The sequence below is a fragment of the Xanthomonas sp. LF02-5 genome (genome assembly GCF_034105325.1).
GTDB lineage: Bacteria > Pseudomonadota > Gammaproteobacteria > Xanthomonadales > Xanthomonadaceae > Xanthomonas_A > Xanthomonas_A sontii.
The window spans coordinates 56,332-81,368 of record NZ_JAXGGF010000010.1 but is presented as its reverse complement, the minus strand read 5'-3'; the positions used below and the strand labels follow the sequence as shown (position 1 = coordinate 81,368).

Below are 25,037 nucleotides of genomic sequence, written 5' to 3'. Positions count from 1 at the left end.
CGCGCGGCGGCGCCGTTCGCCGCCGCGCCACGTGCGCGGGAGGAAGACCTCCCGCAGCGGTTCCGAAAGCAGCGACGTGCCTACCATGACGCAGTTCGCCCGCCTTCCGGCGGGCATTTTTTTGCTGGATGGTGCACGGCGGTGCGGCGCGAGACCGCAAGCCCCTCTCCCACCGGGAGAGGGGTTGGGGTGAGGGTGCGGCACGAGGCGCGGTGCAATGGGCGAGGCGAGGCGGCGCCCGACCCTCATCCGGCCCTCCGGGCCACCTTCTCCCGATGGGAGAAGGAAGAGCGCTAGCGGCTTTCGCGCAGGAACCGCGCCATCGACGACACTCCCGGCAGCGCCGGCTGGAACTGCCCGGCGACGTCGACGAAGCCGCGCATCACCGCGATCTCGCGCGGGGTGCGGTTCAAGGTATCGCGCAGTTCCGGATCTGCACCGGCGCGCAGCAGGCGCTGCACCAGCAGCGGCAGGCCGTGCAGCGCAGCCAGGTGCAGCGGGCCGAAGCCGCGCGGATCCTGCACCTCCAGGCTGACCTCCTCGTCGAGCAGGCGCTCGACGCCGGCCAGCACCACCGGCTCCTCGCAGGCCGTGCCCGGTTCGGCGCGCGCGCCCAGCAACAGCAGCAGCGGCGTGACGCCACCGGCGGAACCGCGGTCGGCCTCGGCGCCGGCCAGCAGCAGCGTGTCCAGCAGGGCCAGCAGGCGCGACTTGTCGCGCGCGGTGAAGCCGTACAGCGCGGCGCAGTGCAGCGGGGCCAGTTGCTGGGCGTCGCCGGCATGCACGTCGGCACCGGCGGCCAGCAGCCGCGCGGCGATGTCCGGCAGACCCAGCGCGCAGGCCAGCATCAGCACGGTGACCCCGCCCGGCAGGCGGTGTTCGATCTGCGCGCCGGCCTGCAGCAATGCCGCGACGATCTCGGTCTGGCGCATGCTCACCGCCGCCGACAGCGGCGTGGCGCCGCTGGCCGCGGCGTGCTGCAGATCGGCGCCGCGCGACAGCAACAGTTTCACTGCCTCGGCATGGCCGCCGCCGGCGGCGCGCAGCAACGCGGTGCAGCCCTGCGCGTCCACCGCATCCACCGGCAGGCCGAGGTCGATCAGGCGGCGGATCGCCTCGGCGTCGCCGACCATCGCCGCGGCCGGCACGTCGGCCTCGCGCAGCGGACGCCGCGGCAGCGGCCAAGTGCGCCAGTCCAGCCAGTCGGCCAGGTCGCGGCGGCCGCTGGCCAGGGCCACGCCGAGCGGGGTCTGGCCGTCGGCGGCGCGCGCATCCGGCGAGGCGCCCTGCTGGATCAGCAGTTTCAGCGAGGCCTCGCGGCCCAGCGCGGCGGCCAGGTGCAGCGCGGTCATGCCGTGGCTGTCGCGCGCCTCGCGGTCGGCGCCGCGCTCGAGCAACTGCAGCTGCAGCCGCAGCCAGCCCAGGCGCACCGCCAGCGACAGCGGCGGATCGCCGGCCGGCGACGGCGCGAACGGATCGGCGCCGCGCTCCAGCAGTTCCAGGGCGAACTGTTCCAGCGCGCGCGACGCGTGATCGTGCTGCGCGCAGGCGGCGAGCAGGCGGGTCAGGCCGCCGCGGCCGGCCGGCGACACGCCGTGGCGCAGCATCGCCTGCAGGCTGGGCACCGCCTCCACGCCGCGCGAGAGCAGCGCGAACATCGGGGTGTCGCCGCAGGCATCGAGCACCTCCGGCTCGGCGCCATGCGCCAGCAGCCAGTCCACCGCCTGCGCGTTCAACGCCAGCGGCGGCTCGTGCAGCAGCGCGCCCAGTTCCTCGGCCGCGCACAGCCGCGCCAGCGCGGCCAGGCCGTCGCGCGGCTGGCCCAGTTGCAGGCCTTCGCGCAGCAGTTCCAGCGGCGGCCGGTCGGGCAGCCCGGCCGGGCCGGTCTCGCCCTGACCGTCGCTGACCGCGGCCGGCAGCGGATAGTCCGGGTCCAGCGCGGACACGATCGCCCAGCGCCCGGCCTCGGCGGCCAGGTCGACGGCACGGCGGCCGCTCTGGTCCGGCTGCGCCGGCGCCACGCCCAGCTCCAGCAGGCGCCGGATCAGCCCAGGGGCGACGTGGTCGGCAGTGCAGGCCAGCAGGATCGCGTTGCGGCCATCGCCATCGACCGCAACCAGGTCCGGCTTGTGCGGCAGCAGCCGTTCCAGCACCGCCACGCGGCCGTGGCGGGCGGCTTCCAGCCACGGCGTGCGGCCCAGCGCATCGCGCGCTTCCAGGTTGGCGCCGGCGCCGAGCAGGGCCTGCACGATCTCCACGTGGCCGGCCTGCGCCGCCTCGTGCAGCGCGCTGCGGCGCTGGCGATCGCGCGCGTCGACACGCGCCTTGTGCTTGAGCAGCAACTGCACGCCGGCCGGATCGTCTTCCTCGGTACCGGCCGCGGCCAGCAGCACCGGGCTGGCCTCGGCCGGCTCCGGCTTGGCGCCGCGCTCAAGCAGGAACTTGGCCATGCGCCAGTTGCCGACCTGGCAGGCCACCGCCAGCGGGGTCAGGCCGTCGCGGTTAGCCGCGTCCAGTTCGGCAGCGGCGTCGCGCAGCAGCGCAGCCACGCCCGGGTCGGAGCTGCGTGCGGCGTGATGCAGCGGGGTGTTGCCGTCGCCGTCGCTGGCGCGCGGGTCGGCGCCGTTGGCGAGCAGGGTCATCACCGCCTCCGGGCGGCCATGCCAGCTGTCGCGGGTGGCGGCCAGCAACGGGGTCATGCCCAGGTGCGGGCGATTGACGTCGACCCCACGCACGATCAGTTCGCGCAGCAGGCGCAGGTCCGGCAGCACCGCGGCCAGCACCGGCAGGCTGCGCTGGTCGCGCCACTCGGCGGCGGGCAGCGCGTGCGGATCGGCGCCGGCCTGCAGCAGTTGCAGCGCGCGATCGACGCGACCACCGCGGGCGGCGTCGTACAGCGCCGCATGCAGTTCGTCCTGCGCCGGCGGCGGCTCGTCCGCGCGCGGCGCGGCGGTGGCGCTGAGTTCGGCGAACAGGTCGGCGGAGGACACCGGCGGGGTCAGCGTCTGCGGCGGCGCCACCCGTTGCAGGCCGGCGTGCAGCAGCGGCGACAGCAGCGCATAGGCCAACGCCAGCGGCCAGCGTGCGGCCTCGGCGAGCAGCCCCGGCCAGGCCAGCACCACGCCGAGTCCGGCCAGCACCAATACCAGCGCGGCCACCGCCAGCCCGCGCCAGGCCTGCACGTCCTGCTGCGCCAGCGCATGCCAGCGCGCGCCCAGCGGGCCGCCCTCGGCATCGCTGCCATGCCACAGCGGCCAGGTCCGCCACAACCCGAGCAGCGCGGCACTGGCGGCCACGCTCAGCGCCAACGCGGCGGCCAGGCTGCCGCTGTCGTGCAGCGCCGCCAGCGGCCAGGCCACCAGCACCGCGACCAGCGCCATGCCGCCGGCCCACAGCACCAGCAGCGACGCCGCCGCGCCGACCAGGTCGCGCGCGGCGCGTGGGCGCGGCCGGCTGCCACGGTGCCAGGACAACGCCAGCGCGAACGCCGGTTGCGCCAGCCATGCGCCCAGGGCGGCGGCCAGCGGGCCGATTCCGGCGGCCAGCGCCAGCACCGCGCCCAGGGCGGCGGCGAGCATCGGCGCACGCGCGCGGAGAAAGGAGTCAGTCATCGTGTCGATCGGTGGTGCCGGGCAGGGACGGCGGCAATTGCAGATGGAAGCCGCAGCCGGCGAGGTTGGCGCGCACCGCGGCCGGATCGGCGCGGGCCAGCGTGCGTTCGGCGGTCAACGCCACCTCGAGCACGAACGCCAGCGGCTGCAGCGACGCCAGCAGCGCCGGCGGCAGACGGCCGAAGTCGTCGCGGGCGGCGAGATACAGATAGGTGTCCGGCTTGCGTTGGCTTTTGTAGACGTAGGCTTGCATGCCCGTGGCGTGCGCCTGGCGTGGAAAGGCAAGCGATTGTGGAGGAAATGCGCCAGCGGCGAAAGCGCACGCCGGCCCTGCGCTGAACGGATCCGGGCGCGGGCGCTATTCACGTTCGCGTCGTGGGTGTTTCACGGCATGACCGAATGCGTCGATATACTGCGGCGATTGTCCTTGTATGGAATACCGCGTGACCGAAGCGTCCTCGTCGCCCCGCATGGCCCCGGTGGCCATTCGCGCTTACACCGCGACCAACGCGCTCGGCAGCGGACTGCAGGCCCAGGCCGCGGCGCTGCGCGAGGGCCGCAGTGGCCTGCGTCGCAACGACTTCGGTCCGCAACCGCTGGAATGCTGGATCGGCCGGGTGGACGCGCTGGAAACCGCCGCGCTGCCGGAGGCCCTGGCCGCGTGGGAATGCCGCAACAACCGCCTGGCCTGGCTCGCCCTGCAACAGGACGGCATGGCCGCGGCCGTGGCCGCCGCGGCGCAACGCCACGGCGCCGAACGGGTGGCGGTGGTGATGGGCACCTCCACCTCCAGCATCGGCGCCAGCGAGGAGGCCTACACCCGGCTCGAGCACGATGCGGAGGGTCCGCGCATGCCCGCCGACTTGGACCGGCCGATCGTGCACACCCCGCATTCGCTCGGCGATTTCGTGCGTGCCGCCACCGGCCTGCGCGGCCCCTGCATCACTGTCGCCACCGCCTGCTCGTCCAGCGCCAAGGTGTTCGCCCAGGCGGCGCGGCTGATCGCCGCCGGCGTGGTCGATGCGGCGCTGGTCGGCGGCGTGGACACGCTGTGCGGCAGCGTGCTGTTCGGCTTCAACTCGCTGCAGGTGGTGTCGCCGGAGCCGTGCCGGCCGTTCGACGTGCGCCGGGTCGGGCTGTCGCTGGGCGAGGCCGGCGGCTACGCACTGCTGGAACGCGCCGATGCCGCCGACGCGCCGCCGGCGCAGGCGCTGCTGTGCGGCTACGGCGAATCCAGCGACGCCCACCACATGTCCGCGCCGCATCCGCAGGGGCTGGGCGCCGGCCTGGCGATGCGCGGCGCGTTGCAGCGCGCCGGCGTGGACCCGGCCGAAGTCGGGTATCTCAACCTGCACGGCACCGCGACCCCGGCCAACGACAGCGTCGAGGCCGCCGCGGTGGCGGCGCTGTTCCCGCCGACCCTGCACGCCAGTTCGACCAAGGCCTGGACCGGGCACACGCTCGGCGCCGCCGGCATCGTCGAGTCGGTATTCGCGCTGCTGGCGCTGCGCGACGGCCTGCTGCCCGGCACCCTCAACAGCGAACTGCCCGATCCCGCCTGCGGCCCGCAGATCCGCTTCGCCACCGCCCATGCACAGGTCCGCTACGCGATGAACAACTCCTTCGGCTTCGGCGGCAACAACTGCTCGCTGCTGTTCGGCCGCGCATGAGCACGCCCATGCTGAGCGCGACGATCGAAGGCATCGGGTTCTGGGCGCCCGGCCTGCCCGGATGGACGCTGGCACAGGCGTTCGCGCGCGGCGAAGGCGCGCCGCTGGAGACGCCCGGCCGGCCCTCGCCGCAGTTGCTGGCGCCGAACGAGCGCCGCCGCGCGCCGGACACGGTGGCGGTGTCGCTGGACGCGGCGCTGGCCGCCTGCCAGGACGCCGGCCGCGACCCGGCCACGCTGCCGTCGGTGTTCACCTCCACCCACGGCGACCTGGCGATCACCGACTACATGTGCACCACCCTGGCCAGCGAACCGCTGTCGGTGTCGCCGACCAAGTTCCACAACTCGGTGCACAACGCCGCCGCCGGCTACTGGACCATCGGCGCCGGCGCCACCGCCGCGGCGACCGCGATCAGCGCGCACAGCGGCAGTTTCGCGCAGGGACTGCTGGAAGCGCTGTCGCAACTGGCCGCGGGCGAAGACGCGGTGCTGCTGGTCGGCTACGACAGCCGCTCGGTGGGGGCGCTGGGCCGGATCGCGCGCAGCGAGGGCCTGCTCGGCGGCGCGCTGGTGCTGAGCGCGGGCGCACGCGACGGCAAGCCGCAATTGCAGGTACAACTGCGCGACGGCACCGCGCCGGTTGGCGATGGCCCGCTGGCGCGGCATGTCGCGGGCAACGCGATGGCGCCGATGCTGCCGCTGTTCGACGCGCTGGCGCTGGGCAGCAGCGGTTGCGTGCTCGATGCCGGCGGCGGCCGCTGCCTGCAGGTGGAGCTGCGCGCATGAGCCGCACGCCGCTGAGCGCCGCCGACGCGGCGATCCTGATTCCGGCCCTCAACGAACGGCTGCGCATCCGCGAGGTGGTCAGCGACGCGCTGGCCTACTGCCCGCGGGTGATCGTGGTCGACGACGGCTCCGACGACGGCACCAGCGACTGCATCGCCGACCTGCCGGTGACCCTGCTGCGCCATCCGCAGCGCCGCGGCAAGGGCGCGGCGCTGCGCAGCGGCTTCGCCGAAGCGCAGCGCCAGGGCGCGCGCGCGGTGATGACCATGGACGGCGACGGCCAGCACAGCGCCGCCGACTTCCCGCGGTTGCTGGCCGCGGCCAACCGCCATCCCGGCTGCGTGATCGTGGGCGCGCGCCTGCGCAAGCGCGCCAGCCAGCCGCCGATCCGCCGCATCGGCAACGATTTCGGCGACTGGGGCATCGCCTGGGGCTGCGGCTTCCGCCTGGTCGACAGCCAGAGCGGCCAGCGCCTGTACCCGCAGTCGGTCTACACCCTGCCCGACGTGCCCGGCGAAGGCTTCGTGTTCGAGGCGCAGCTGCTGATCTCGGCCGCGCGCCAGGCCGGCGCGCGGGTGGTGGCGGTGCCGATCGAGACCCGCTACGCCAACCAGACCCCCGGCACGTTCCGCAAGAGCCACTTCCGGCTGGTGCGCGATCTGTGGAAGATCACCTCGCACGTGATCGTGCAGGTGTGGACCTATGGGCACGTGGTGCGCGAGTACCGGCGCACCCGCGCCAACCCGGTGCTGATCGACGACATCGACGGCACCCTCGACACGGCCCCCCTGGCCGTCGCCAAGGAAAAGACGACATGAAGGCAGCGCAGGCGGATGTGGCGATTCTGGGCGGCGGGCTGGCCGGGCTGACCCTGGCGCTGCAGTTGCGCCAGCGCGACCCGCAGTTGCGCATCCGCGTGCTGGAACGGCGCGCGCACCCGGTACGCGAGGCCGCCTTCAAGGTCGGCGAGTCCTCGGTGGAGATCGGCGCGCACTACTTCGCCGAGGTGCTGGGCCTGCGCGAGCACCTGGATGCCGAACAGATCCGCAAGTTCGGCTTCCGCTTCTTCTTCTCCGACGGGCGCACCGACATCGACCAGTGCACCGAGCTCGGGGTGAGCCAGTTGCTGCCCACCCCCTCGTGGCAGATCGATCGCGGCCGCTTCGAGAACTTTCTCGGGCAGCGCGCGCGCGAGATGGGCGTGGAATTCCTCGACGGCAGCACGGTGCGCGGCGTCGACCTGGCCGAGGACGACGGCGACCACTGCGTGCGCTACAGCCGCGACGGCGCCGAGGCCAGCCTGCAGGCGCGCTGGGTGATCGACGCCAGCGGCCGCGCCGGCCTGCTCAAGCGCAAGCTCGGCCTGGCCCAGGACAACGCGCACCAGGCCAACGCGGTGTGGTGGCGGGTGGACGGATTGGTCGATCCCAACGGCTGGTCGCAGGACAGCGCCTGGCTGCAGCGCTGCACGCCGCCGGACCGCTGGCGTTCGACCAACCACATGTGCGGCCCCGGCTACTGGTTCTGGCTGATCCCGCTGTCCTCCGGCGCGCATTCGCTGGGCATCGTCTGCGATGCCGCCCTGCATCCGCTGGAAACCATGAACACCCACGCCAAGGCGATGGACTGGCTGCGCACGCACCAGCCGCAGGTGGCCAGCACGCTGGAGCGCAGCGAGCACACGGTGCAGGATTTCCTGTTCCTGCGCGACTTCTCCTACGGCTGCAAGCAGGTGTTCTCGGCACAGCGCTGGGCGCTGACCGGCGAGGCCGGCGTGTTCCTGGACCCGTTCTATTCCCCGGGCAGCGACTTCATCGCCATCAGCAACACCTACATCTGCGAACTGATCGGGCGCGAGCGCGCCGGGCGCGACATCGCGCCGTATGCCGAGCTGTACCAGCAGTTGTACTTCTCCTTCTACGAGAACACCCTGACCCTCTACCAGGACCAGTACCCGCTGTTCGGCGACGCCCAGGTGATGCCGGTCAAGGTGATCTGGGACTACACCTACTACTGGTCGCTGCTGGCGCCGCTGTACTGCGCCGACCGCATCGCCGACCTGGCGGTACTGGGCCGGCTGCGCCCGGCGCTACAGCAGGCCAGCGCGCTCAACCTGGGCATGCAGGCGCTGCTGCGCGACTGGGGCGCGGCCAACCGCGCGCAGGCCGCGGCGGTGGCCGACGGTCGCCTGCTGGATCAGTACCTGATCGGCTGGTTCCACGAACTCAACCGCGCCCTGAGCGACCGGCTGGACGATGCCGCCTTCGTCGCCCGCCTGCACGGCAACGTCGCGCGCATGGCGGAACTGGCCGGGGAGATCCTCGCGCGCGCCCGCCAGCAGCATCCGACGCTGGCCGACCACGGCCTGCTGGATGCCTGCCGCGACGCGGCGACGCCGCTGCCGGTCCTGTCGCCGGCCTGGTACGCCGACGCCGCCTGATCCACGCGCAGGGCCATGCCGCCCTGCAACAACGCGCGCTTCGCTTCCCCGCCGCGAGGCGCCAGGCGGGCGCGCAATTGCGCGGCACGCGTCACACAGTGCGAATATCGCCCGCACATTCGGGTTTTCGCACGCACGGCGGTTGACGCCCTGGCGCCACCGGCGCGACACAGGCCCGCCGCGCCCGGCGCGTCCTCCAGGAGAACTCCATGCGCTCCACGCTGCTCGCCTTGGCCCTGCCGCTGGCCGCTCTCGCCGCCTCCTCCACCGCACAAGCGCAGACGACCGCGCGCGCACCGGCCTCGCCGGCACCACTGCAGCAGTCGTGCGACGCGCTGGCGAGCCGGCTCGCCTATCCCGGCACCCGCTTCACCGCGGTACGCAGCGTGGCGGCCGGCGCCCTGCAGGTGGCCGGCCAGCCGATCGGCGCACACTGCCAGGTCACCGGGCTGATGCACGAACGCGTCGGCAGCGACGGCCAGTCCTATGCGATCGGCTTCGAGATGCGCTTGCCGGCGGCATGGAACGGGCGCTTCTTCTACCAGGCCAACGGCGGCCTGGACGGCAACGTGGTCCCGGCGCTTGGCGACATCGGCGGCGGCGGCCAGCGCGACAACCCGCTGCGCATGGGCTTTGCGGTCATCAGTTCCGATGCCGGGCACAGCAATGCGCAGAACCCGCTGTTCGGCCGCGATCCGCAGGCGCGCCTGGACTACGGCTACCAGGCGGTGCAGGCGCTGACGCCGATGGCCAAGCGCGTGGTGCAGATCGCCTACGGCAAGGCGCCGGACTACAGCTACTTCGGCGGCTGCTCCAACGGCGGCCGCCATGGCATGGTCGCCGCCGCGCGCGACGCGCAGGACTACGACGGCATCCTGGTCGGCGACCCCGGGTTCCATCTGCCCAAGGCTGCGATCGCGGATCTGGCCGCGGCCCAGCAACTGGCGGCGCTGGCAGGCGGCAGCGACACGCGCAGCGGCCTGAGCGCCGCCGAGCGCAGCCTGGTGGCCGAGCGCATCCTCGCCACCTGCGATGCGCTGGACGGCGTGCGCGACGGCATGGTGCAGGACGTGCTCGCCTGCCAGCGCCGCTTCGACCTGAACCGCGATGTCGCCACCTGCGGCAGCGCCGGGCGCACCGGCCAATGCCTGACCCCGGCGCAGAAGCGCGCGCTCGGCGCCATCCACGCCGGCGCGCGCAACAGCGCCGGCACGCCGCTGTACGCGCCCTTCCCCTACGACCCGGGTATCGCCAGCGGCGACTGGGCCGGCTGGCGGCAGGACGCCTCGCTGACCCTGGTGCCCGGCTCGGTGGCCTTCGGCTTCGTCACCCCGCCCGAGGATCCGGCGGTGCTGCAGGATCTGAAGCGCTACGCGCTGCAGTTCGACATGGACCGCGACGCGCCGAAGATCTTCGCCACGGCCGGCGCCTTTGGCGAATCCGCGTGGTCGTACATGACCCCGCCGAACGAGACCCGGCTGACCACGCTGAAGAAGCGCGGCGGCAAGCTGCTGATCTACCACGGCACCGGCGACGGCATCTTCTCCTTCGCCGATACCGCGGCCTGGTACGACCGCCTGCGCACCGCCGATGCCGACGCCGCCAGCTACGCACGCTTGTTCGCGGTGCCGGCGATGGCGCATTGCGCCGGCGGGCCGGCCACCGACCAGTTCGATGCGCTGACCCCACTGGTGGCCTGGGTCGAGCAGGGCCAGGCGCCGGCCGCGATCGTCGCCAGCGCACGCGGCAGCGGCAGCGCCGCGCCCAACAACGAGGTGCCGGCCAACTGGAGCAGCCAGCGCAGCCGTCCGCTGTGCCCGTATCCGCAGGTGGCGCGCTACGTCGGCGGCGACGTGGAGGCGGCGTCCAGCTTCGTCTGCCGCTGAGCGCCCGTCGCCGTTGCGCCGCCGGCATGGCGGTGCAACGGCCGCGTCGTTTTCGAGGCGGTCAGCCCATGCCGCCGTTGATGCCGATGACCTGGCCGTTGATGTAGGCGGCCGCGTCCGAGCACAGGAAGGCGATCAACGCCGCCACTTCCTCCGGCTTGCCCGGACGCCCGGCCGGGACCATCTGCTTGATCGCCTCCGGCGGGAACGCGCTCTCGGCCATCGCACCCTGGATCACGCCCGGTGCGACCACGTTGACGCTGATGCCGCGGCTGGCCATTTCCCGCGCCAGCGACATGCTGGCGCCGTGCAGCGCCGCCTTGGCCGCGGCGTAGTTGGTCTGCCCGCGGTTGCCCAGCACCGCCGACACCGAGGACACGCTGACGATGCGGCCCCAGCGCGTGCGCGCCATCGGCAGCAGCAGCGGCTGGGTGACGTGGAAGAAACCGTGCAGCGAAACGTCGATGACCTTATGCCACTGCGCCGCGCTCATGCCCGCCATCGGCGCGTCGTCGTGGATGCCGGCGTTGTTGACCAGCACCTGGATCGGGCCGGCCTCCAGCAAGGCCGCCAGCGCCTGCGCGCTGGCCTCGGCATCGGCCACGTCGAACGCCACCGCCTCGGCGCTGCCGCCGGCGGCGACGATCGCCTCCACCACCGCCACGGCCCGCGCGACGTTGGCATTGGCGTGCACGATCACGTGCAGGCCCTGCGCGGCCAGGGCACGGCAGATCGCGCCACCGAGATCGCCGCTGCCGCCGGTGACCAGGGCGCGGCGCGGGGAAGCAGGCTGGGACATCGTGGTTCCTTGGGCGGAGGGACAGGGCCGCCATCCTAACGACTCGTCGCGCACCGCGGGCACCCCGTCCGACGCCGCAGCAGCCGCGGGCGGACGTTATCGTGGAAACCTATCGCGATCGATGACACACGACACCGCGAAACGACACCTGCAGGAACGTGCCCGTGCATTGCCTGGGTGCACTGTGGGAGGGACTTCAGTCCCGACGCCTTCCACGCCGGGCTCTTCGGCAAGCGGCGCTCGCCGCGCCTGCAGGGCCGTCGAGGCCTACGCAGTCACGCCGCGCCCAGCATCACCGTGGCGCGACCCTCGGCCAGCAACTGCCCGGCATGGCTGATGCGGAAGGCGTACTGCTGGCTGTCCTCGGCCTGCAGCAGCACCTCGGCCTCGCCTTCGATCGGACCGGGCAGATCCTGCAGTTCGCTGACGTGCAACTGCACCCCGCGCAGCGCCACCAGCATGCCCGGCCGCACCGGCGTGCCCGCGGCGCGACCGAGCAGGCCACCGTGCACCGCCATCGCCTGCGCACCGTACTCGCACAGGTGCAGCGCGCGCAGCCGATCGCCACTGCGCAGCGGATGCGCGGCCTGGCGATGCGCGACGCTGCGCAACACCACGCGCTGCGCGTCCCAGGCCACCACCTCTTCCCACAGGCACATCAGGCCCTGGTGCGGGACAAGGGCGGCGATGGCGTCGCGTCCGTGCAAGGGTTCAGTGTGCATGGCGGCTCTCCCGGGCCTCGCTGGCAGTCTCGCGCGAAATCAGCAGCGCCAGCACGAAATTGAACAGCACGCCCAGCGCCACGGTGCTGCCGATCGCGCGCAGCACCGGGATGCTGGAGGCGGCCAGCAGCGCGAACACCAGCAGCGTCATCAGGCTGCACACGATCAACGCATGCAGGGTGCGCAACTGGTCGGCGCGGTCGTCGCCGGCGTGGTCGAAGAACAGCGCGTAGTCCAGGCCCAGGCCGGCGGCCAGGATCAGCGCGATCAGGTGGAACAGGTTCAGCTCGACCCCGCAGCCGCGCAGGATCGCCAGGATCAGCAGCGTGGTCAGCGCCATCGGCAGCAGCACGCGTGCGATCCGCCGCGGCGTGCGCAAGGCGATCGCCACGGTCAGCGCCAGCAGCACCGCGGCCACGCCCAGCGCGGCGAGCACGCGGCCGCGGTAGGCGGCGACCAGCGACTCGGAGGCGTCCTTCAGGTCCAGCAGTTGCGCGCCGCTGCCCTGCACCGCGCGCGCCAGCTGCGCCGGATCGCGCAGCCCGGTCAGCGACACCAGCGCGGTGGTGCGGTCCGGGCGCTCCAGCAGCAGGCCGCCGACGGGCGTCGCCAGCGGCGTGCCGTGCAGGTCGCGCGCGGTCAGCAGCGGCGCACTGCGTGCGGCCTGCAAGTCGGCCAGGAACGGCGCGAAGGCGTCGGCGCGGAACGGGGTGGCGGCGACCGCGGCGGCGGTGATCGCCTGCGCCTGCGCCGGATCTGGCAGAGCGGCCTGGCGCCGGCGCTGGGTGGCGGCGCTGGGCAGGTAGCGCGCGGCCATGTCGTAGCCGGCCAGCTCGCCCTGCGCCACCAGCGCATCCAGGCGTGGGCGCAGGCGTTCGGACGCGGCCAGCGCGGCCTCGGCCGAGGCCGCCGGCAACGCCAGCACGTAGCGCACGTCGGGTGCACCCAGTTCCTGGCGCAGGTGCGCGTCGCGGGCCAGGCCGTCGGCCGGCACCGGGGTCAGCTTGGACAGGTCGTTCTGCCAGAACGGCCCCGGCGCGAACACGATGACCGCGGCCGCCAGCAGGGCCAGCGGCAGCAGCGACCAGCGCGGCCGCGGCAGCCGCGCGATGCCGCGCCACAACCGCTCCAGCATCGGCGAATCGGCATGGTCGCGCGGCGAGGGATCGATCAGCGCCGGCAGCAGCAGGCGCGTGGTCAGCGCCGCCACCAGCAGGCCGGCGATGGTGAACACCGCCAACTGGCGCAGGCCGTCCACGCCGGAGAACAGGAAGGTGACGTAGGCGATGCAGGTGGAGACCACGCCGGTGGCCAGCGTCGGCCACAGATGGCGCGCGTTCTCGCGTGGATCCAGGCCCGGGCGCTGATGGCTGAACAGATGGATCGGGTAGTCCTGGACCACGCCGATCAGGGTGAAGCCGAACGCCACGGTGATCCCGTGCACGCCGTCGAACAGCAGCGCCACCGCGCCGAGGCCGGCCAAGCCGGCGCTGGCCAGCGGCAGCACGCCCAGCACCGGAATCTTCCAGCTGCGGTAGGCCACCAGCAGCAGCACGATCAGCCCCACCGTATCCAGGGTGCCGATCCACTGCGCCTCGTTCTGGGTGCGCCCGCCGATCTCCACCGAGAACGCGCCGGGGCCGGTCAGGGTCAGCGTGCTGCCGGTGCCGGCGCTGACCTTGGCGAAGGCGGTGTGGATCGCATCCACCGCGCGTTGCTGGCCGGTGGGATCGAAGCCGGCGGCGCGGGTCTGCGCGACCAGCAGCGCGTCCTTGCCGGCGCGGTCGAACCACACCCCGTCGCGCTGCTGCGGGCCGCCGGCCGGCTGCAGGCTCTCGGCCAGGTGCAGCACTTCCAGGGTTGGATCGCGCGGCAGCAGCGGCTCCACCATCGCCGCCGCCGGCGAACCCAGGTCCTGCAGCCGCGCCTGCAGCGCATCGCGCAGGGTCGGCGCATCCAGCGGTTTGGCGTCGAAGCTGTCGCTGAGCAGATAGCGGTACGGCAGCAGGCGCGGCGGGATCGCGTCCAGGCCGGCGTCGGCACCATTGGCGACCAGTTCGAACACGTCGCGCTGCGCGGCCAGTTCGGCATGCAGCGCCTGCGATTGCTTGGCCAGCGTGGCCGGATCGGCCCCGGACAGCGACATCAGCAGCAGCCGCGAGCCAGGGCCTTCGCCGAGTTCGTCGAGCAGGAGTTTCTGCGCGGGAGTGCGGGCTTCCGGCATGAATTTACGAAGATCGCCCGACACCTGCAGCGCATTGCCCAGCCAGATCCCGGCCACGGTCAGCAGTGCCAGCCACAGCAGCGCCAGCGAGATGCGCATCTTCGAACTGAGGACGCGCTTCATCGCCACGTCCTCAGGCCTGCCTGCACCGCGCGATCAGCCGCCGCGCGCGCAGCCGTCAGGCCGGCAGCACGCTGCCGGCGGGCGCCTCGTGCGGGGATCACGCCGCGTCGCCGTGGCACAGCGCGGTCAGCGCAGCGCCGTCGGCGAGGGCGCCGGCGGCCTGCGCGGCACCGGCCAGCAGGGTGCGCTGCACGTCGCCCTTGGCCGGGGTGGTCTCGATGCAGCGCAGTTCGGCGCCACGGCCGTACAGGTGCAGGCTGCGCACGTGCGCGGCCATGGCCGGATCCTTGGGCTGCAACTGCAGCTGCCAGCGCTCGCGGGTGCCGCTGCTGCTGATGTTGAACTGCTGCTGCAGCAGCGCGCGGTCGCCGGACAGCAACGCGCCGAAACCGCTCTGCAGGCCGGCCAGTTCCGGCACGCGCGCCAGCGAGAAGCGCCGCGGCGGCTTGCCGTCGCGCTCCAGCGTGGCCTCGCCGCCACGCAGCGTGGTGGTCTCGTGGTAAGGCGCGGTGACCTCGCGAACCAGCGTCTGCGCGTCCGGGCGGCGGTACTCGCCCTGCACCCGCAACGGCGTCTTCAGCAGCGCCGAGCCGCGCAGTTCGACGAAGGCGGTGCTGACCGGCGCCGGCCGCGCCAGCTTCTGCAGGATCCAGTCGGCGTCCGGCGCCTCAGGCGATGCGGCGCTCAGCGGTGCGGCGCTGCACAGCAGTATCAGCATCCACGGCAAGGTGCGGCGCATCGGCATGGCGGTTGTTCCAAAAGTCGTAGAAGTTGAACCAGTTGTAGGGCGCGGAGCGGGTGTAATGCTCCAGCCTGGCGGCGTAATCGCGGATGAGCGCGGCCAGCACCGGCGCACGCTGCCGACGCGGCAGGTCCAGGCCTTCGCTGAAGGTCTCGAACACCAGCTCGTAGCGGTTGCCGCCGCGGTACAGCCCGAACGCCAGCACCACCGGCACCTTGAGCGCGGCGGCGATCAGCCACGGCGAGGTCGGGAACATGGCGCCCTGGCCGATGAACGCGGCCGGCAGCGCCGGATCCTCCGGGCGCGGCCGGTCCACCAGCAGCGCGACCAGCGCGCCCTCGTCGGTGGCCTGCTTGATCGCCATGACGATCGAGGTGCTGTCCATGCCGGCGTCGATGATGTTGGCGGCCAGCTGCGGGTTCAGCGCGCCGAGCAGTTCGGTCATCGCCGGGTTGTGCGCCTTGTCCAGCACCACCTTGACCTGCACGTCCGGGCGCTCGGTGGCCAGTACCCGCAGCGCGTCGAAGCTGCCCAGGTGCGAGCCGAAGATCAGCACGCCGCGGCCGCGGTCCATCTGCGTGTGCAACTGGTCCAGGCCGCGGATCTGCACCCGGAACCGGTGCATCTGCCCGCACAGCATGAACACCCGGTCGAGGATGGTCGAGGCGAAGGTGTGGATGTGCCGGGCCACCTCCAGCAGCGTGGCCGGGCGATCGAACACACGGCTCAGGTAGTGCCGCGAGTCGCGCCGCTCCGGGCCGCGCACCAGCAGGAAATACAGGGTGATCGGATACAGCAGCAGGCGGCCGACGGCGCGGCCGCCATAGCGGGCGATGCTGCGGATCAGCCACAGGGCGAAGCGGCCGCCGCCTTCCGGGCGCTGCTTCCAGCCGGCGCTCACGGCGCCGCCTCGGCGTTGAGTTCGCCGCTGACCAGCAGGTCCTCGCCACGCAGCACGCGGAAGCGCCAGCGCGGCGCGGCGCCGTCCAGTTCCACCCGCGCCGGCTGGCCGGGAAACAGCGGTTGCACGAACTTCACCTGCGGCAGGCGCAGCGGCGCGCGCGCGCCATGCGCCGCCTCGACGGCCTGCAGCACGTGGTCCAGCACCACGACGCCGGGCACCACCGGGCGGCCCGGGAAGTGGCCGGGCAGGCTGGGATGATCATGCGGTACGACGAATTGCATACGGGCGACTCATATCCTGGGTTCGAGCATGGCACGGACGGCCTGGTGCGCGCGCTGGGTCACTTCCTGGCGGTTCAGCGGGCCGTCCTCGCCGTTCACCCGGATCGGCGTGCCGATCCGCACCCGGATGACGCCGGGCCGCACCCGGAACAGGCTGGTCGGCGGCAGCACCTTGCCCGCCCCGTCCAGCGCCACCGGCACCACGTCCACCCCGGCGTCGATCGCGGCCTGCAGCAGCCCGGCCTTGAACTCGGCCAGCGCGCCGCTGCGGCTGCGGGTACCTTCCGGGAACAGGCACAGGTCCTGGCCACGGCGCAGCAGCGCCGCCGCCTCGCGCCGCATCATCGCCCCGGCGCGGCGGCTGTCGCGGTCCAGGAACAGCATGCCGGTCGCGCGCGCATACCAGTTCACGAACGGCACCTTCAGCATCTCGTCCTTGAGCAGGAAGCGCAGCGGCACCGGCAGCGCCATGAACAGCGCGCAGATGTCGATGATCGACTGGTGGTTGCTGACGAACAGGTGGTTGCGCGACCAGTCCACCCGCTCGCGGCCCTCCACCTGCAGCCGCGCCCCGGCGCCGAACAGCAGCACCGGCGCCCAGAACCGCGCGCCCATGCGCAGCGGCAGGCGCGGCCCGGTCAGCCGCAGCAGCACCAGTGCGACGACGATGCCCAGCGCGGTGTGCGCCAGGGTGAATGCCAGTTGCAGGGCGTTCCACACGGCCCAGGCCATGCGCGAAGGCATCCCAGCCCGCGACAACTTGCTGTTTTCCTTGATGATCTGCACGACCCTTGCGTCCCCTGCACTTCGCGCGTCAGCGCAACAGATCGCGCCAAAAAACCGGCCCCAGCCGCGCCAGCCGGTGCAGGAAGTCGGGCAGATTACGGTAGGGACGCTGCGGAAACCAGCGCCCGCGCAGCAGGTACTCGCCGACGAAGAAGCCGCCGATGACCCCGTAGCCCAGCAGATTGGCGAACAGCGAGGCGCGCGCATCGCTGATCGGCAGCGGCGAGGCCAGGCCCAGCTGCGCCAGCACCCCGCTGGGCTGGGCGCACAGCGCCAGCAGCAGGTTGAGCAGGGTCAGCCCGACCAGCAGCAGGGTCCAGGCCAGGGTCAGGCGGCGGGTGTAGCGCAGTTGGTCCGGGGTGATCGGCATGCCGGCCTGCCGGTACAGGGCCTCGACGATGCGGGTGATCAGCGGCGTGCGCCCGCGCTGCAGGCTGCGCCCGAAGAACCAGGCCACCCAGGCGGTGAACAGCACCGGCGGCGCGGCCAGCAGCAGCAGGGCGTGCGGCGAGCGCCACAGCGGCACCAGCGCCGCGGTCGCGGCGATCGCCAGCGCCCAGGCCCAGGGCCGCCAGCGCGCCATCGGCTCCACCAGCACCATCAGCACCAGCGCCGCGCCAGCCAGCACCGCCAGGTCCGGGCGGTGCGCGGCATTGGCCCAGTGCGCCAGTGGCGAGTAGGCCAGCGCCAGCAGCACGCCCAGGGCCAGCGCCCAGGGCGCGGCGTCGGCCGGCTCAGCTGGTCTTGTTGGCTTCGACATGCGCCGACAGCGCGCGCAGCGAGGCGAAGATACGGCGGTTCTCGTCGTTGTCCGAGCGCAGCTGGAAGCCGTAGCGCTTGCTGATCGCCAGCGCCAGTTCCAGGGCGTCGATCGAGTCCAGCCCCAGGCCGGTATTGAACAGCGGCGCCTCCGGATCGATGTCGCCGGGCTGGACGTCTTCCAGGTTCAGGCTCTCGACCAGCAGCTCGGCCAGTTCACGTTCGGCGGCGGTTTGCGAAGACATCCAGGGGCTTCCAGGCGAAAGGACGGGTGCGACAAGATGGTGCATCGGGCGCTGCGGCGCAACCATCGGCCCGCGAACAGCACGCTATCATGCCGTTTCGCCCCGCCGTTGCGCCCGCAGGTTCCCTCAGGATGACGTCCGCCGCTGTTGCTTCCCCTCCCTCCACCGCACGCGACGCCGCGGCAGACACGCCCGACGTGCTGGTGATCGGCGGGGGGCCGGCCGGCTGCGCGGCGGCGATCGTGCTGGCGCAACGCGGCTGGCGGGTGACGGTGCTGGAAAAGGACCACCATCCGCGCTTCCACATCGGCGAATCGCTGCTGCCGATGAACATGCCGATCCTGCAGCGGCTGGGCGTGCTCGACCAGGTGCGGGCGATCGGCGTGCTCAAGCTCGGCGCCGATTTCCCCAACGATGCCGGCGGCTACAACACCTTCCGTTTCGCGCATGCGCTGGGTGCGCAGTCCGACTTCGCGCTGCAGGTGCCGCGCGCCGACTTCGACCGGGTGCTGTTCGCGCATGCGCGCGCGGTCGGCGCCGACGTGCACGAGGGCGTGCGCGTCGAGGCGGTGCAGCTGGACGGCGAGACGCCGACGGTGCAGGCACGCGGCGCCGACGGCGTGCGCCACTACCGGCCGCGCTACCTGATCGACGCCAGCGGCCGCGACACCTTCCTCGGCAACACGCTCAAGCTCAAGCGCGCCAATCCGCGGCACCAGTCGGCGGCGCTGTTCAGCCATTTCCGCGGCGTGGCGCGGCGCCCCGGCGAGGACGCCGGCAACATCAGCATCTACCGCCACGCGCACGGCTGGATGTGGCTGATCCCGCTGCCCGACGACGTGATGAGCGTGGGCGCGGTGTGCGACCCGGAGTACATGAAGACCCGCAAGGGCTGCGACAGCGAGACGTTCCTGCTGCGTACGCTGGCGCTGAATCCGGACGTGGTGGCGCGCATGGCCGGCGCGCAGCGCGTGGCGCCGGTGCACGCCACCGGCAACTACGCCTACGAATGCACGCGCATGAGCGGGCCGCGCTGGCTGATGCTCGGCGACGCCTACGCCTTCGTCGACCCGATGTTCTCCTCCGGCGTGTACCTGGCCATGCACAGCGCCGAGCGCGGCGCGTCCGTGGTCGACGCGGCGCTGCGCGACCCGGCCAGCGAGGCGCGGCTGCAGCGGCGCCTGGAGCGGCACCTGCGCGGCGGCCTGGACGAGTTCAAGTGGTTCATCTACCGCTTCACCTCGCCGACCATGCGCGAGCTGTTCGCGCAGCCGCGCAACGTGCTGCAGGTGGAACAGGCGGTGGTGGCGATGCTCGCCGGCGACGTCTTCGACAACCGTGCGGTGCTGCGCCGCCTGCGCGTGTTCCGCGCCATCTATGCGCTGTCCGCGGTGGCGATGCTGCCGCGGGCGTGGCGCGCCTGGCGCCACCGCCGCCGCCAGGCCCACGAACAGTTCCACGGCGACACCTTGCACGGAGATACACCATGAGCCGCCCGCACCTGCAGTTTCCGCACCACACGCAGGGCCATCCGCAGTTGCAGGTGGACTACGTCGCCGAAACCGACCCCAGCCAGTGGCTGGCCGAGTATCGCGTCCTGGCGGTATTCGGCTTCGGCGAGACCGCGCCCTACCACGACGACCCGCGCTACCTGCGCGTGCCGCTGCAGCCGCACGGCCCGCGCATGCTCGAGGTGTGGCGCACCGACGCCCCGGTGCACAGCGGCCGCGACGGCGCCATCGCATGGGCCAGCGACGGCCGCCTGCAGTTCGGCGTCATCGAGATCGACGAGCGCCAGGTCGACCTGGACATCGAGGAAGCCGCCGCGCTCGCCTACGCGCAGATCAGCGCCTTCGTCGCCGGCAGCGCCACCCCGCGCCTGCTGCGCATCTGGAACTACCTCGACGCGATCACCCTGGGCAGCGGCGACCGCGAGCGCTACCGGCGCTTCTGCGTCGGCCGCGCGCGCGGGCTGGGCGATTTCGACGCCACCCAGCTGCCGGCGGCGACCGCGGTCGGCCGCTGCGACGATGCGCGGGTGATGCAGATCTACTGGCTGGCCGCCGCGCAGGCCGGCACCCCGCTGGAGAACCCGCGCCAGGTCAGCGCCTACCGCTACCCGCGCCAGTACGGCCCGCAGCCGCCCAGCTTCGCCCGCGCCATGCTGCCGCCGGCCGGCAGCGACATGCCGCTGCTGCTGTCGGGCACCGCCAGCGTGGTCGGCCACGCCTCCATGCATCAGGGCCAGTTGCTGGCGCAGCTGGAGGAAACCTTCGCCAACTTCGACGCCCTGCTGGCGGCCGCGCGCGAACACGCCCCGGACCTCCCGTCGCAGTTTGGGGACGGCACCCGCCTCAAGGTCTACGTGCGCGAGCCCGGCGACCTGCCGCTGGTCGCCGCCGCCCTCGATACCCGCTTCGGCGACCGCGTCCCGCGCCTGCTGCTGCACGCGGTGATCTGCCGCGACGAACTGGCGGTTGAGATCGACGGAGTCCATGGTTGAACGGCAACGCAAGATCGTCCTGGTGTCCGGCGCCCCCGGCGCCGGCAAGACCACGCTGGCGGTCCCGCTGGCGGCGCACCTGGGCTTTCCGCTGTTCTGCAAGGATTTCATCAAGGAGACGCTGACCGACGCCCTGGGCGATGGCGGCGGCGATCTCGCCGCGTCGCGCCGTCTCGGCGGCGCAGCGATGGAAGTCCTCTGGTCGCTGGCACAGCGCAGTCCGCACGCGGTGCTGGAAGCCAACTTCCGACCGCGCCGCGACTACGAACGCGGCAGGATCGCCGCACTGGAGGCGAAGCTGGTGGAAGTCCGTTGCCACTGCGGCCATGACGAGACCCTGCGCCGCTTCCGCGCGCGCGCCGCGACGGGCACGCAGCACGCGGCACACCCCCTGCGGGAACTGCCGCCCGACCTGCTTGCCGACTATCCCGGCCCAATCGGCCTGGGGACGGTGATCGACGTGGACACCCGCATGCCGGTGGATCTGCCGCGCCTGTTCGCGCAGGTCGCCGCCGCGCTTTCCTGAGCGGGTACCGGCACCGGCGCTGCCGCGCCGGTTCCGCCCGCGCGACGCGCTGTCCCTGGGCTTGCGCCCAAGTGCGGCCTGTGCGGGACGGGTGCCGTGTCGCTACTTGCCCGGCGCAAATCACGTTGGACGCCGGACGTGGCAGAGCGCACCGCAGCAAGCGCGTATGCGCCGATGTTTCGCGCCGCTGCCTTCCTCCCACGCATGACCATCCCACCTCGCCGGCCACGCAGTGGCGACATGCACTAACGCGCCGGCGCGGTCAGGTGACGGTCCAATTCCGGCTGCGTAATGCGCTGTTGCTCCTGCCCCAGCGCCTGATTGGCCAGCGCCAGTTTCTGGTCGGACTGTTCCACGGGCGTGGCCAATGCCTGCTCCACCGGAACGACCGCGCGCTTCATCGCCGGGTCGTCCAGTGCGCCCTGCACGGCGATCAGGTTCCCGGTCTTCCCCAACACCACGTGGTCGACCCGCTCCAGCGCATTGCCCGACAACGAATAGCCGGCCGTGCCCGGATACATGTCGCGGTTGTCCTTGCAGGCCGCCAGCAGGCTGCGGCTCAGCCGCTCGCTGTCGTGGTCGTAGGCCTTGCCCAGGTCTGCGTCGACCCTGCGCATGCCTGCTCGGATCTGTTCCAGCAACGCGTGATCCGGATGCCCCGGCAGCGAGGGATCATCGCTCCGGTGCGCCTCCGTGCCTTGCGCGGGAAGCGTCGAAGGTTCGGGCAACCCGTTGGCCAGGGGCGACACGTGTCGATGGGTGTCGGCGGTGTGCTGCAGCAGTCCCGCAACCGGCGGCTGCGTGCTGCTGTCGAAGTACGGCAGAGGACGTCGATCCCTGCCAAGATCCAGCCCGTTCTCTTCCAGCAGCGACTCGCGCAGATGCAGCCGCGACAGGTTCAGCGCGATCTGCGGGGTGTCGTTGCCGGGTTGTGGCGGATGTTGCCGGTGCTCGACCTGGGCGATATGGCTGACCGGATTGGCAGCGTAGTAATTGGCATAATCGGAGTTGCCGAGAGCACCGAGCTTGCTGTTCTCGGAAGCCTTGTCGAAAAAATTCTGCCCCATTCCCTCCAAATTGGCCGGACTCTGGGGCATCGTCATATCCGCATTGATGCTTAGATTCGGCTTGAGCGTGTAGTCGAAGTGAGGTCGCGCGCCCGACTTGTCGATGAAATCAGCCATACGTCCTGGCTGTTCGTTGTATATATCTTCAAGGGTTGCGTTCGGATTCGCCGTGCGGACCCTGCTGACCATCGCATTCCAGGCGGCGATCTGGGCTCCGGCTTCATCGCGGCGATTCTGTACAAGGAGAGACGCCAGAGGTTCGGTGTAGTCGCGTGGACTTTGTCTCTGTGAGATTGCGGAAACGCCAGCGGCAAATTCGGTGAGTGCTCGCTTGGTGTCCGCGGCATTGGCGCCATGCTGCAACTCATGTCCCAGGACATAGGTGAGCTCGCCCGCGTTGGGTGCCCGCCCAGACGGCGATGCTTGAAGCCTGGCCAATGGGACCCGCACAGCCTTGTTTTCAGAATCGTACTCGCCGCCAGCATTGGGATTGGTCAGCGGAACGATGCGTGACACTTGGCCCTGACGTACAGCGTCGTTTAGCTGATCGACCAAGGCGGGCGATGCTTCGATGATCGCGCGCAGATTCCGCACATGATCGGGATTGACACTTGGCTGGCTACCAAAGTCGGTGATGACAGCTTGAGCTTGTGGCGTGAGTGGCATCCCTGCGCCTCCCTTTATCCGACTATCACCATCTGAACACAGGAGTGACGGACTGCATCATCGGACCCGATGCTTTCGTCACGCGGGTAAACCTGCAACCACATGCCGGGGCGCTCGAACGAATCGTACATCCAGGGTCCGTGAGACGGCTTTGGCCCGCCGTTCGGCGCCGCCGGGGGAGAGTCGTAGTAGCGCTCACGCACAAAACCCATTTCTTCTAATTCGCTGGTGAACTGATCGAAATCCACGCGGCAGAGATCGCGCATCGCGGGCGAGGCGCCCGGTACAACCGGATCGAAGCTGAAGATCAACCGAGGATCGGCCTTCTTCATATTGACCTCGAAGCCATGCACCCAGTCCCGGCTGACCTTCTCCCCGAATCCATAACGTCCCGACCCATCACGCGCATAGTCCATCTCCACCCCCATCACCTCATGCAAGCGCTCCGGCGTGAATTCGGCCACGCTCCTGCTGGTCCGGAGCAAGGTCAGCAATCGGCTGAGCATCTGCTCGGCGCTCAGCTTGGGCGACACGGGCGCGGCAGCCTGATCGGCGGCGCCGGACGAGGGGGACGAGGTCATGGCGGGAGATTCCTTGGCAGGAGGCGCAACGGCAGGCGTCCGCGCGGGCGCATGGGTGCAGGCCCCGCACAGCAGCGAGGCGATCAGGACGAGAGAAGCCCGATGGGGCATGCGGCACATCCTTGCGGCGCGAAGCGAGGGCTGCAGTATACGAACACCAGCGTATGGGGTTGCAAGCCGCTCCCAGCCACACCGTGCGGCGGACGACAGCGCACTGCGCTGCGCAAATCTTGCCACGCTGGCGCCTCGTCGATGGGCGCCATCCCGGCGCCCTACCGGCAGAGCCTCAGTCCTCGCGACCCGCCGCCAGCAACGCCAGCAACCGATCGCGCGGCAGCTTGCCGGTCTCGTTGCGCGGCAGGGCGTCGAGCAGGCGCAGGCGGCGCGGCAGGAACACCGGATCCAGCTCGCGGCGCAGCGCGGCGAGGATCGTGGCCTCGTCCAGGGTCGGTGCCACCACCACCGCGGCGATGCGGCCCACCGCCTGGCCCGGCTCCGGATCCAGTTGCAGCATCGCGCCGTCGACCACGCCCGGCAGGGCCAGCAGGCGCCGGGTGAGGTCGGCCAGCGAGGCGCGCTTGCCGGCGATCTCCAGCAGGTCGGCCTGGCGCCCGCGCACCTGGAAACGACCGTCGGCATCCACTTCCATCAGGTCGGCCAGCAGCACCGGCTGCGGCAGGTGCGGCGCGTGCACCAGGGTGCCGTCCGGCTGCGGCGCCACGCGCACGCCCGGCAGCGGCGTCCACGGCACTTCACAGGCAGTACGGCGGCTGGCGAACACGCAGGTCTCGGTGGAGCCGAACATCTCGCGCACCTGCCCGCCGAAGCGCGCCTCGGCAGCGGCGGCCAGTTCCTGCGCCAGCGGCGCGGTGGCCGAGACGATGCCGGCCAGCGGCGGCAGGGCGACGCCGGATTCGACCAGCGCGCGCAGATGCACCGGCGTGGTCACCAGCAGCCGCGGCGCCGGCAGCTGCGCCAGCGCGCGCGCCACGTCCTCGGGAAAGAACGGACGCCCGGCGTGCACCGCCAGCGGCGTCACCAGCGGCAGCAGGATCGACAGCTCCATGCCGTACATGTGCTGCGGCGGCACCGTCGCCACCACCTGCGGCACCGCCGTGTCGGGCCACAGCCCGACCAGCGCCAGCAGGTCCTGGCGGGTGCTGGTGAGGAAGCTGCCCCAGGTCTTGGGATTGGGCTTGGGCGCGCCGGTGCTGCCGGAGGTGAAGCCGATCGCCACCAGCGCGTCGTCGGCCAGCTGCGGCATCGGTCCATCCAGCGACGGCAGCGCGTCCGGCAACTGCCAGTAGCGCGGCGGCGGCTCGGCCAGCGCAAGATCGCCCAGGCAGTAGCAATCGGCATGGCTGCGCTGCACCTCGGCCACCACCGCCGGCGCGCGCGAGGACGGCAGCAGCGAGGTCTGCCCGCGCAGCGCCACCGCGCAGAACGCGACCATGAAGCAGTAGCGGTCCTCGCACAGGTTCAGTGCATGCCGGCCGGCCGGCAGCACCGCAGCCAGGCCGCGCACGTGGCCGAGGAAGGTGGCCAGGTCGATGTGTTCGCCGTTGGCGAAGGCCAGCGGGCGCCGCGCGTCGCCGACGGCCAGCGGATGCAACAGGGGCGCGGCGGGAATCTCGGAGGAAACGGCGGACATGCGGGGCGGCGGCTCGGGCGGGCGATGACCCGCACGGCGCGGGAGCCGGTAGCTTGGCCGCCACCG

22 protein-coding genes are annotated in these 25,037 nt (G+C 72.0%); 8 read left to right on the top strand and 14 right to left on the bottom strand.

Annotated features, from left to right (window positions below):
* Positions 1–293 precede the first annotated feature (293 nt).
* Positions 294–3,611 (bottom strand): ankyrin repeat domain-containing protein, encoded by a 3,318-nt coding sequence (locus SLW52_RS20075; protein WP_152235922.1) that lies wholly within the window; start codon positions 3,609–3,611, stop codon positions 294–296.
* A complete protein-coding gene (locus SLW52_RS20070) occupies positions 3,604–3,864 on the bottom strand; it encodes a YcgL domain-containing protein (protein ID WP_017909431.1) in 261 nt (86 codons plus the stop codon). The genes SLW52_RS20075 and SLW52_RS20070 overlap by 8 nt, the downstream gene beginning before the upstream one ends.
* A 217-nt stretch (positions 3,865–4,081) precedes the next feature.
* Here SLW52_RS20070 and SLW52_RS20065 point away from each other — a divergent pair, with 217 nt between their 5' ends.
* The 5 genes from SLW52_RS20065 (at position 4,082) to SLW52_RS20045 (ending at position 10,392) form a co-directional block, all read left to right on the top strand.
* Complete coding sequence (locus SLW52_RS20065; RefSeq protein WP_295932173.1) at positions 4,082–5,281, top strand: beta-ketoacyl-[acyl-carrier-protein] synthase family protein; 1,200 nt, start codon at positions 4,082–4,084, stop codon at positions 5,279–5,281.
* Between the two features lie 8 nt (positions 5,282–5,289).
* Positions 5,290–6,066: a beta-ketoacyl synthase chain length factor gene (locus tag SLW52_RS20060; RefSeq protein ID WP_152181496.1), complete on the top strand. Its 777-nt coding sequence runs from the start codon at positions 5,290–5,292 to the stop codon at positions 6,064–6,066.
* The gene (locus SLW52_RS20055) at positions 6,063–6,884 is read left to right on the top strand and encodes a glycosyltransferase family 2 protein (RefSeq protein ID WP_148827777.1); all 822 of its coding nucleotides are present in this window, start codon (positions 6,063–6,065) and stop codon (positions 6,882–6,884) included. The genes SLW52_RS20060 and SLW52_RS20055 overlap by 4 nt, the downstream gene beginning before the upstream one ends.
* Positions 6,881–8,506 (top strand): tryptophan 7-halogenase, encoded by a 1,626-nt coding sequence (locus tag SLW52_RS20050; RefSeq protein ID WP_320741087.1) that lies wholly within the window; start codon positions 6,881–6,883, stop codon positions 8,504–8,506. The genes SLW52_RS20055 and SLW52_RS20050 overlap by 4 nt, the downstream gene beginning before the upstream one ends.
* Positions 8,507–8,715: 209 nt before the next feature.
* Positions 8,716–10,392, top strand: coding sequence for a tannase/feruloyl esterase family alpha/beta hydrolase (locus SLW52_RS20045; protein ID WP_320741085.1), 1,677 nt, complete (start codon positions 8,716–8,718; stop codon positions 10,390–10,392).
* Between the two features lie 61 nt (positions 10,393–10,453).
* Here the strand turns inward: SLW52_RS20045 and fabG are convergent, their stop codons facing one another.
* From fabG to xanC, 9 genes are all read right to left on the bottom strand, one after another.
* On the bottom strand, positions 10,454–11,191 hold the full coding sequence (fabG, locus tag SLW52_RS20040) for a 3-oxoacyl-ACP reductase FabG (RefSeq protein ID WP_267083980.1): 738 nt from the start codon (positions 11,189–11,191) through the stop codon (positions 10,454–10,456).
* A 275-nt stretch (positions 11,192–11,466) separates the two neighbouring features.
* A complete protein-coding gene (locus SLW52_RS20035) occupies positions 11,467–11,898 on the bottom strand; it encodes a phosphotransferase (protein WP_267098996.1) in 432 nt (143 codons plus the stop codon).
* A gap of 4 nt (positions 11,899–11,902) precedes the next feature.
* Positions 11,903–14,260 (bottom strand): MMPL family transporter, encoded by a 2,358-nt coding sequence (locus SLW52_RS20030; RefSeq protein WP_320741083.1) that lies wholly within the window; start codon positions 14,258–14,260, stop codon positions 11,903–11,905.
* A gap of 97 nt (positions 14,261–14,357) precedes the next feature.
* The gene (locus SLW52_RS20025; protein ID WP_320741082.1) at positions 14,358–15,005 is read right to left on the bottom strand and encodes a LolA-related protein; all 648 of its coding nucleotides are present in this window, start codon (positions 15,003–15,005) and stop codon (positions 14,358–14,360) included.
* On the bottom strand, positions 14,929–15,903 hold the full coding sequence (locus tag SLW52_RS20020; RefSeq protein WP_320741080.1) for an acyltransferase: 975 nt from the start codon (positions 15,901–15,903) through the stop codon (positions 14,929–14,931). Before SLW52_RS20020 ends, SLW52_RS20025 begins: the two co-directional genes overlap by 77 nt.
* Positions 15,900–16,187: a hypothetical protein gene (locus SLW52_RS20015; RefSeq protein ID WP_017914445.1), complete on the bottom strand. Its 288-nt coding sequence runs from the start codon at positions 16,185–16,187 to the stop codon at positions 15,900–15,902. The genes SLW52_RS20020 and SLW52_RS20015 overlap by 4 nt, the downstream gene beginning before the upstream one ends.
* A 9-nt stretch (positions 16,188–16,196) precedes the next feature.
* Positions 16,197–16,946, bottom strand: a complete 750-nt coding sequence (locus SLW52_RS20010; RefSeq protein WP_087963685.1) for a lysophospholipid acyltransferase family protein — start codon at positions 16,944–16,946, stop codon at positions 16,197–16,199.
* 55 nt (positions 16,947–17,001) lie between these two features.
* Positions 17,002–17,733, bottom strand: a complete 732-nt coding sequence (locus tag SLW52_RS20005; RefSeq protein WP_039726353.1) for a hypothetical protein — start codon at positions 17,731–17,733, stop codon at positions 17,002–17,004.
* Positions 17,708–17,977, bottom strand: a complete 270-nt coding sequence (xanC, locus tag SLW52_RS20000) for a xanthomonadin biosynthesis acyl carrier protein XanC (RefSeq protein WP_003470209.1) — start codon at positions 17,975–17,977, stop codon at positions 17,708–17,710. Before xanC ends, SLW52_RS20005 begins: the two co-directional genes overlap by 26 nt.
* A gap of 131 nt (positions 17,978–18,108) precedes the next feature.
* Here xanC and SLW52_RS19995 point away from each other — a divergent pair, with 131 nt between their 5' ends.
* From SLW52_RS19995 to SLW52_RS19985, 3 genes are read left to right on the top strand one after another with little or no spacing between them, the layout of a single operon-like run.
* A complete protein-coding gene (locus SLW52_RS19995; protein WP_320741077.1) occupies positions 18,109–19,467 on the top strand; it encodes an NAD(P)/FAD-dependent oxidoreductase in 1,359 nt (452 codons plus the stop codon).
* Positions 19,464–20,480 carry a pteridine-dependent deoxygenase gene (locus SLW52_RS19990; RefSeq protein ID WP_320741075.1) on the top strand — a complete coding sequence of 339 codons (1,017 nt, stop codon included), beginning with the start codon at positions 19,464–19,466 and terminating at the stop codon, positions 20,478–20,480. Before SLW52_RS19995 ends, SLW52_RS19990 begins: the two co-directional genes overlap by 4 nt.
* Positions 20,473–21,006, top strand: coding sequence for an AAA family ATPase (locus tag SLW52_RS19985; RefSeq protein ID WP_320741073.1), 534 nt, complete (start codon positions 20,473–20,475; stop codon positions 21,004–21,006). Before SLW52_RS19990 ends, SLW52_RS19985 begins: the two co-directional genes overlap by 8 nt.
* A gap of 245 nt (positions 21,007–21,251) precedes the next feature.
* Here the strand turns inward: SLW52_RS19985 and SLW52_RS19980 are convergent, their stop codons facing one another.
* The 3 genes from SLW52_RS19980 to SLW52_RS19970 form a co-directional block, all read right to left on the bottom strand.
* Positions 21,252–22,739, bottom strand: coding sequence for an XVIPCD domain-containing protein (locus SLW52_RS19980; RefSeq protein ID WP_320741071.1), 1,488 nt, complete (start codon positions 22,737–22,739; stop codon positions 21,252–21,254).
* A 14-nt stretch (positions 22,740–22,753) separates the two neighbouring features.
* A complete protein-coding gene (locus tag SLW52_RS19975) occupies positions 22,754–23,320 on the bottom strand; it encodes a hypothetical protein (RefSeq protein WP_295841749.1) in 567 nt (188 codons plus the stop codon).
* A gap of 286 nt (positions 23,321–23,606) precedes the next feature.
* The gene (locus SLW52_RS19970; protein WP_320741069.1) at positions 23,607–24,971 is read right to left on the bottom strand and encodes an AMP-binding protein; all 1,365 of its coding nucleotides are present in this window, start codon (positions 24,969–24,971) and stop codon (positions 23,607–23,609) included.
* Between the last annotated feature and the right edge of the window lie 66 nt (positions 24,972–25,037).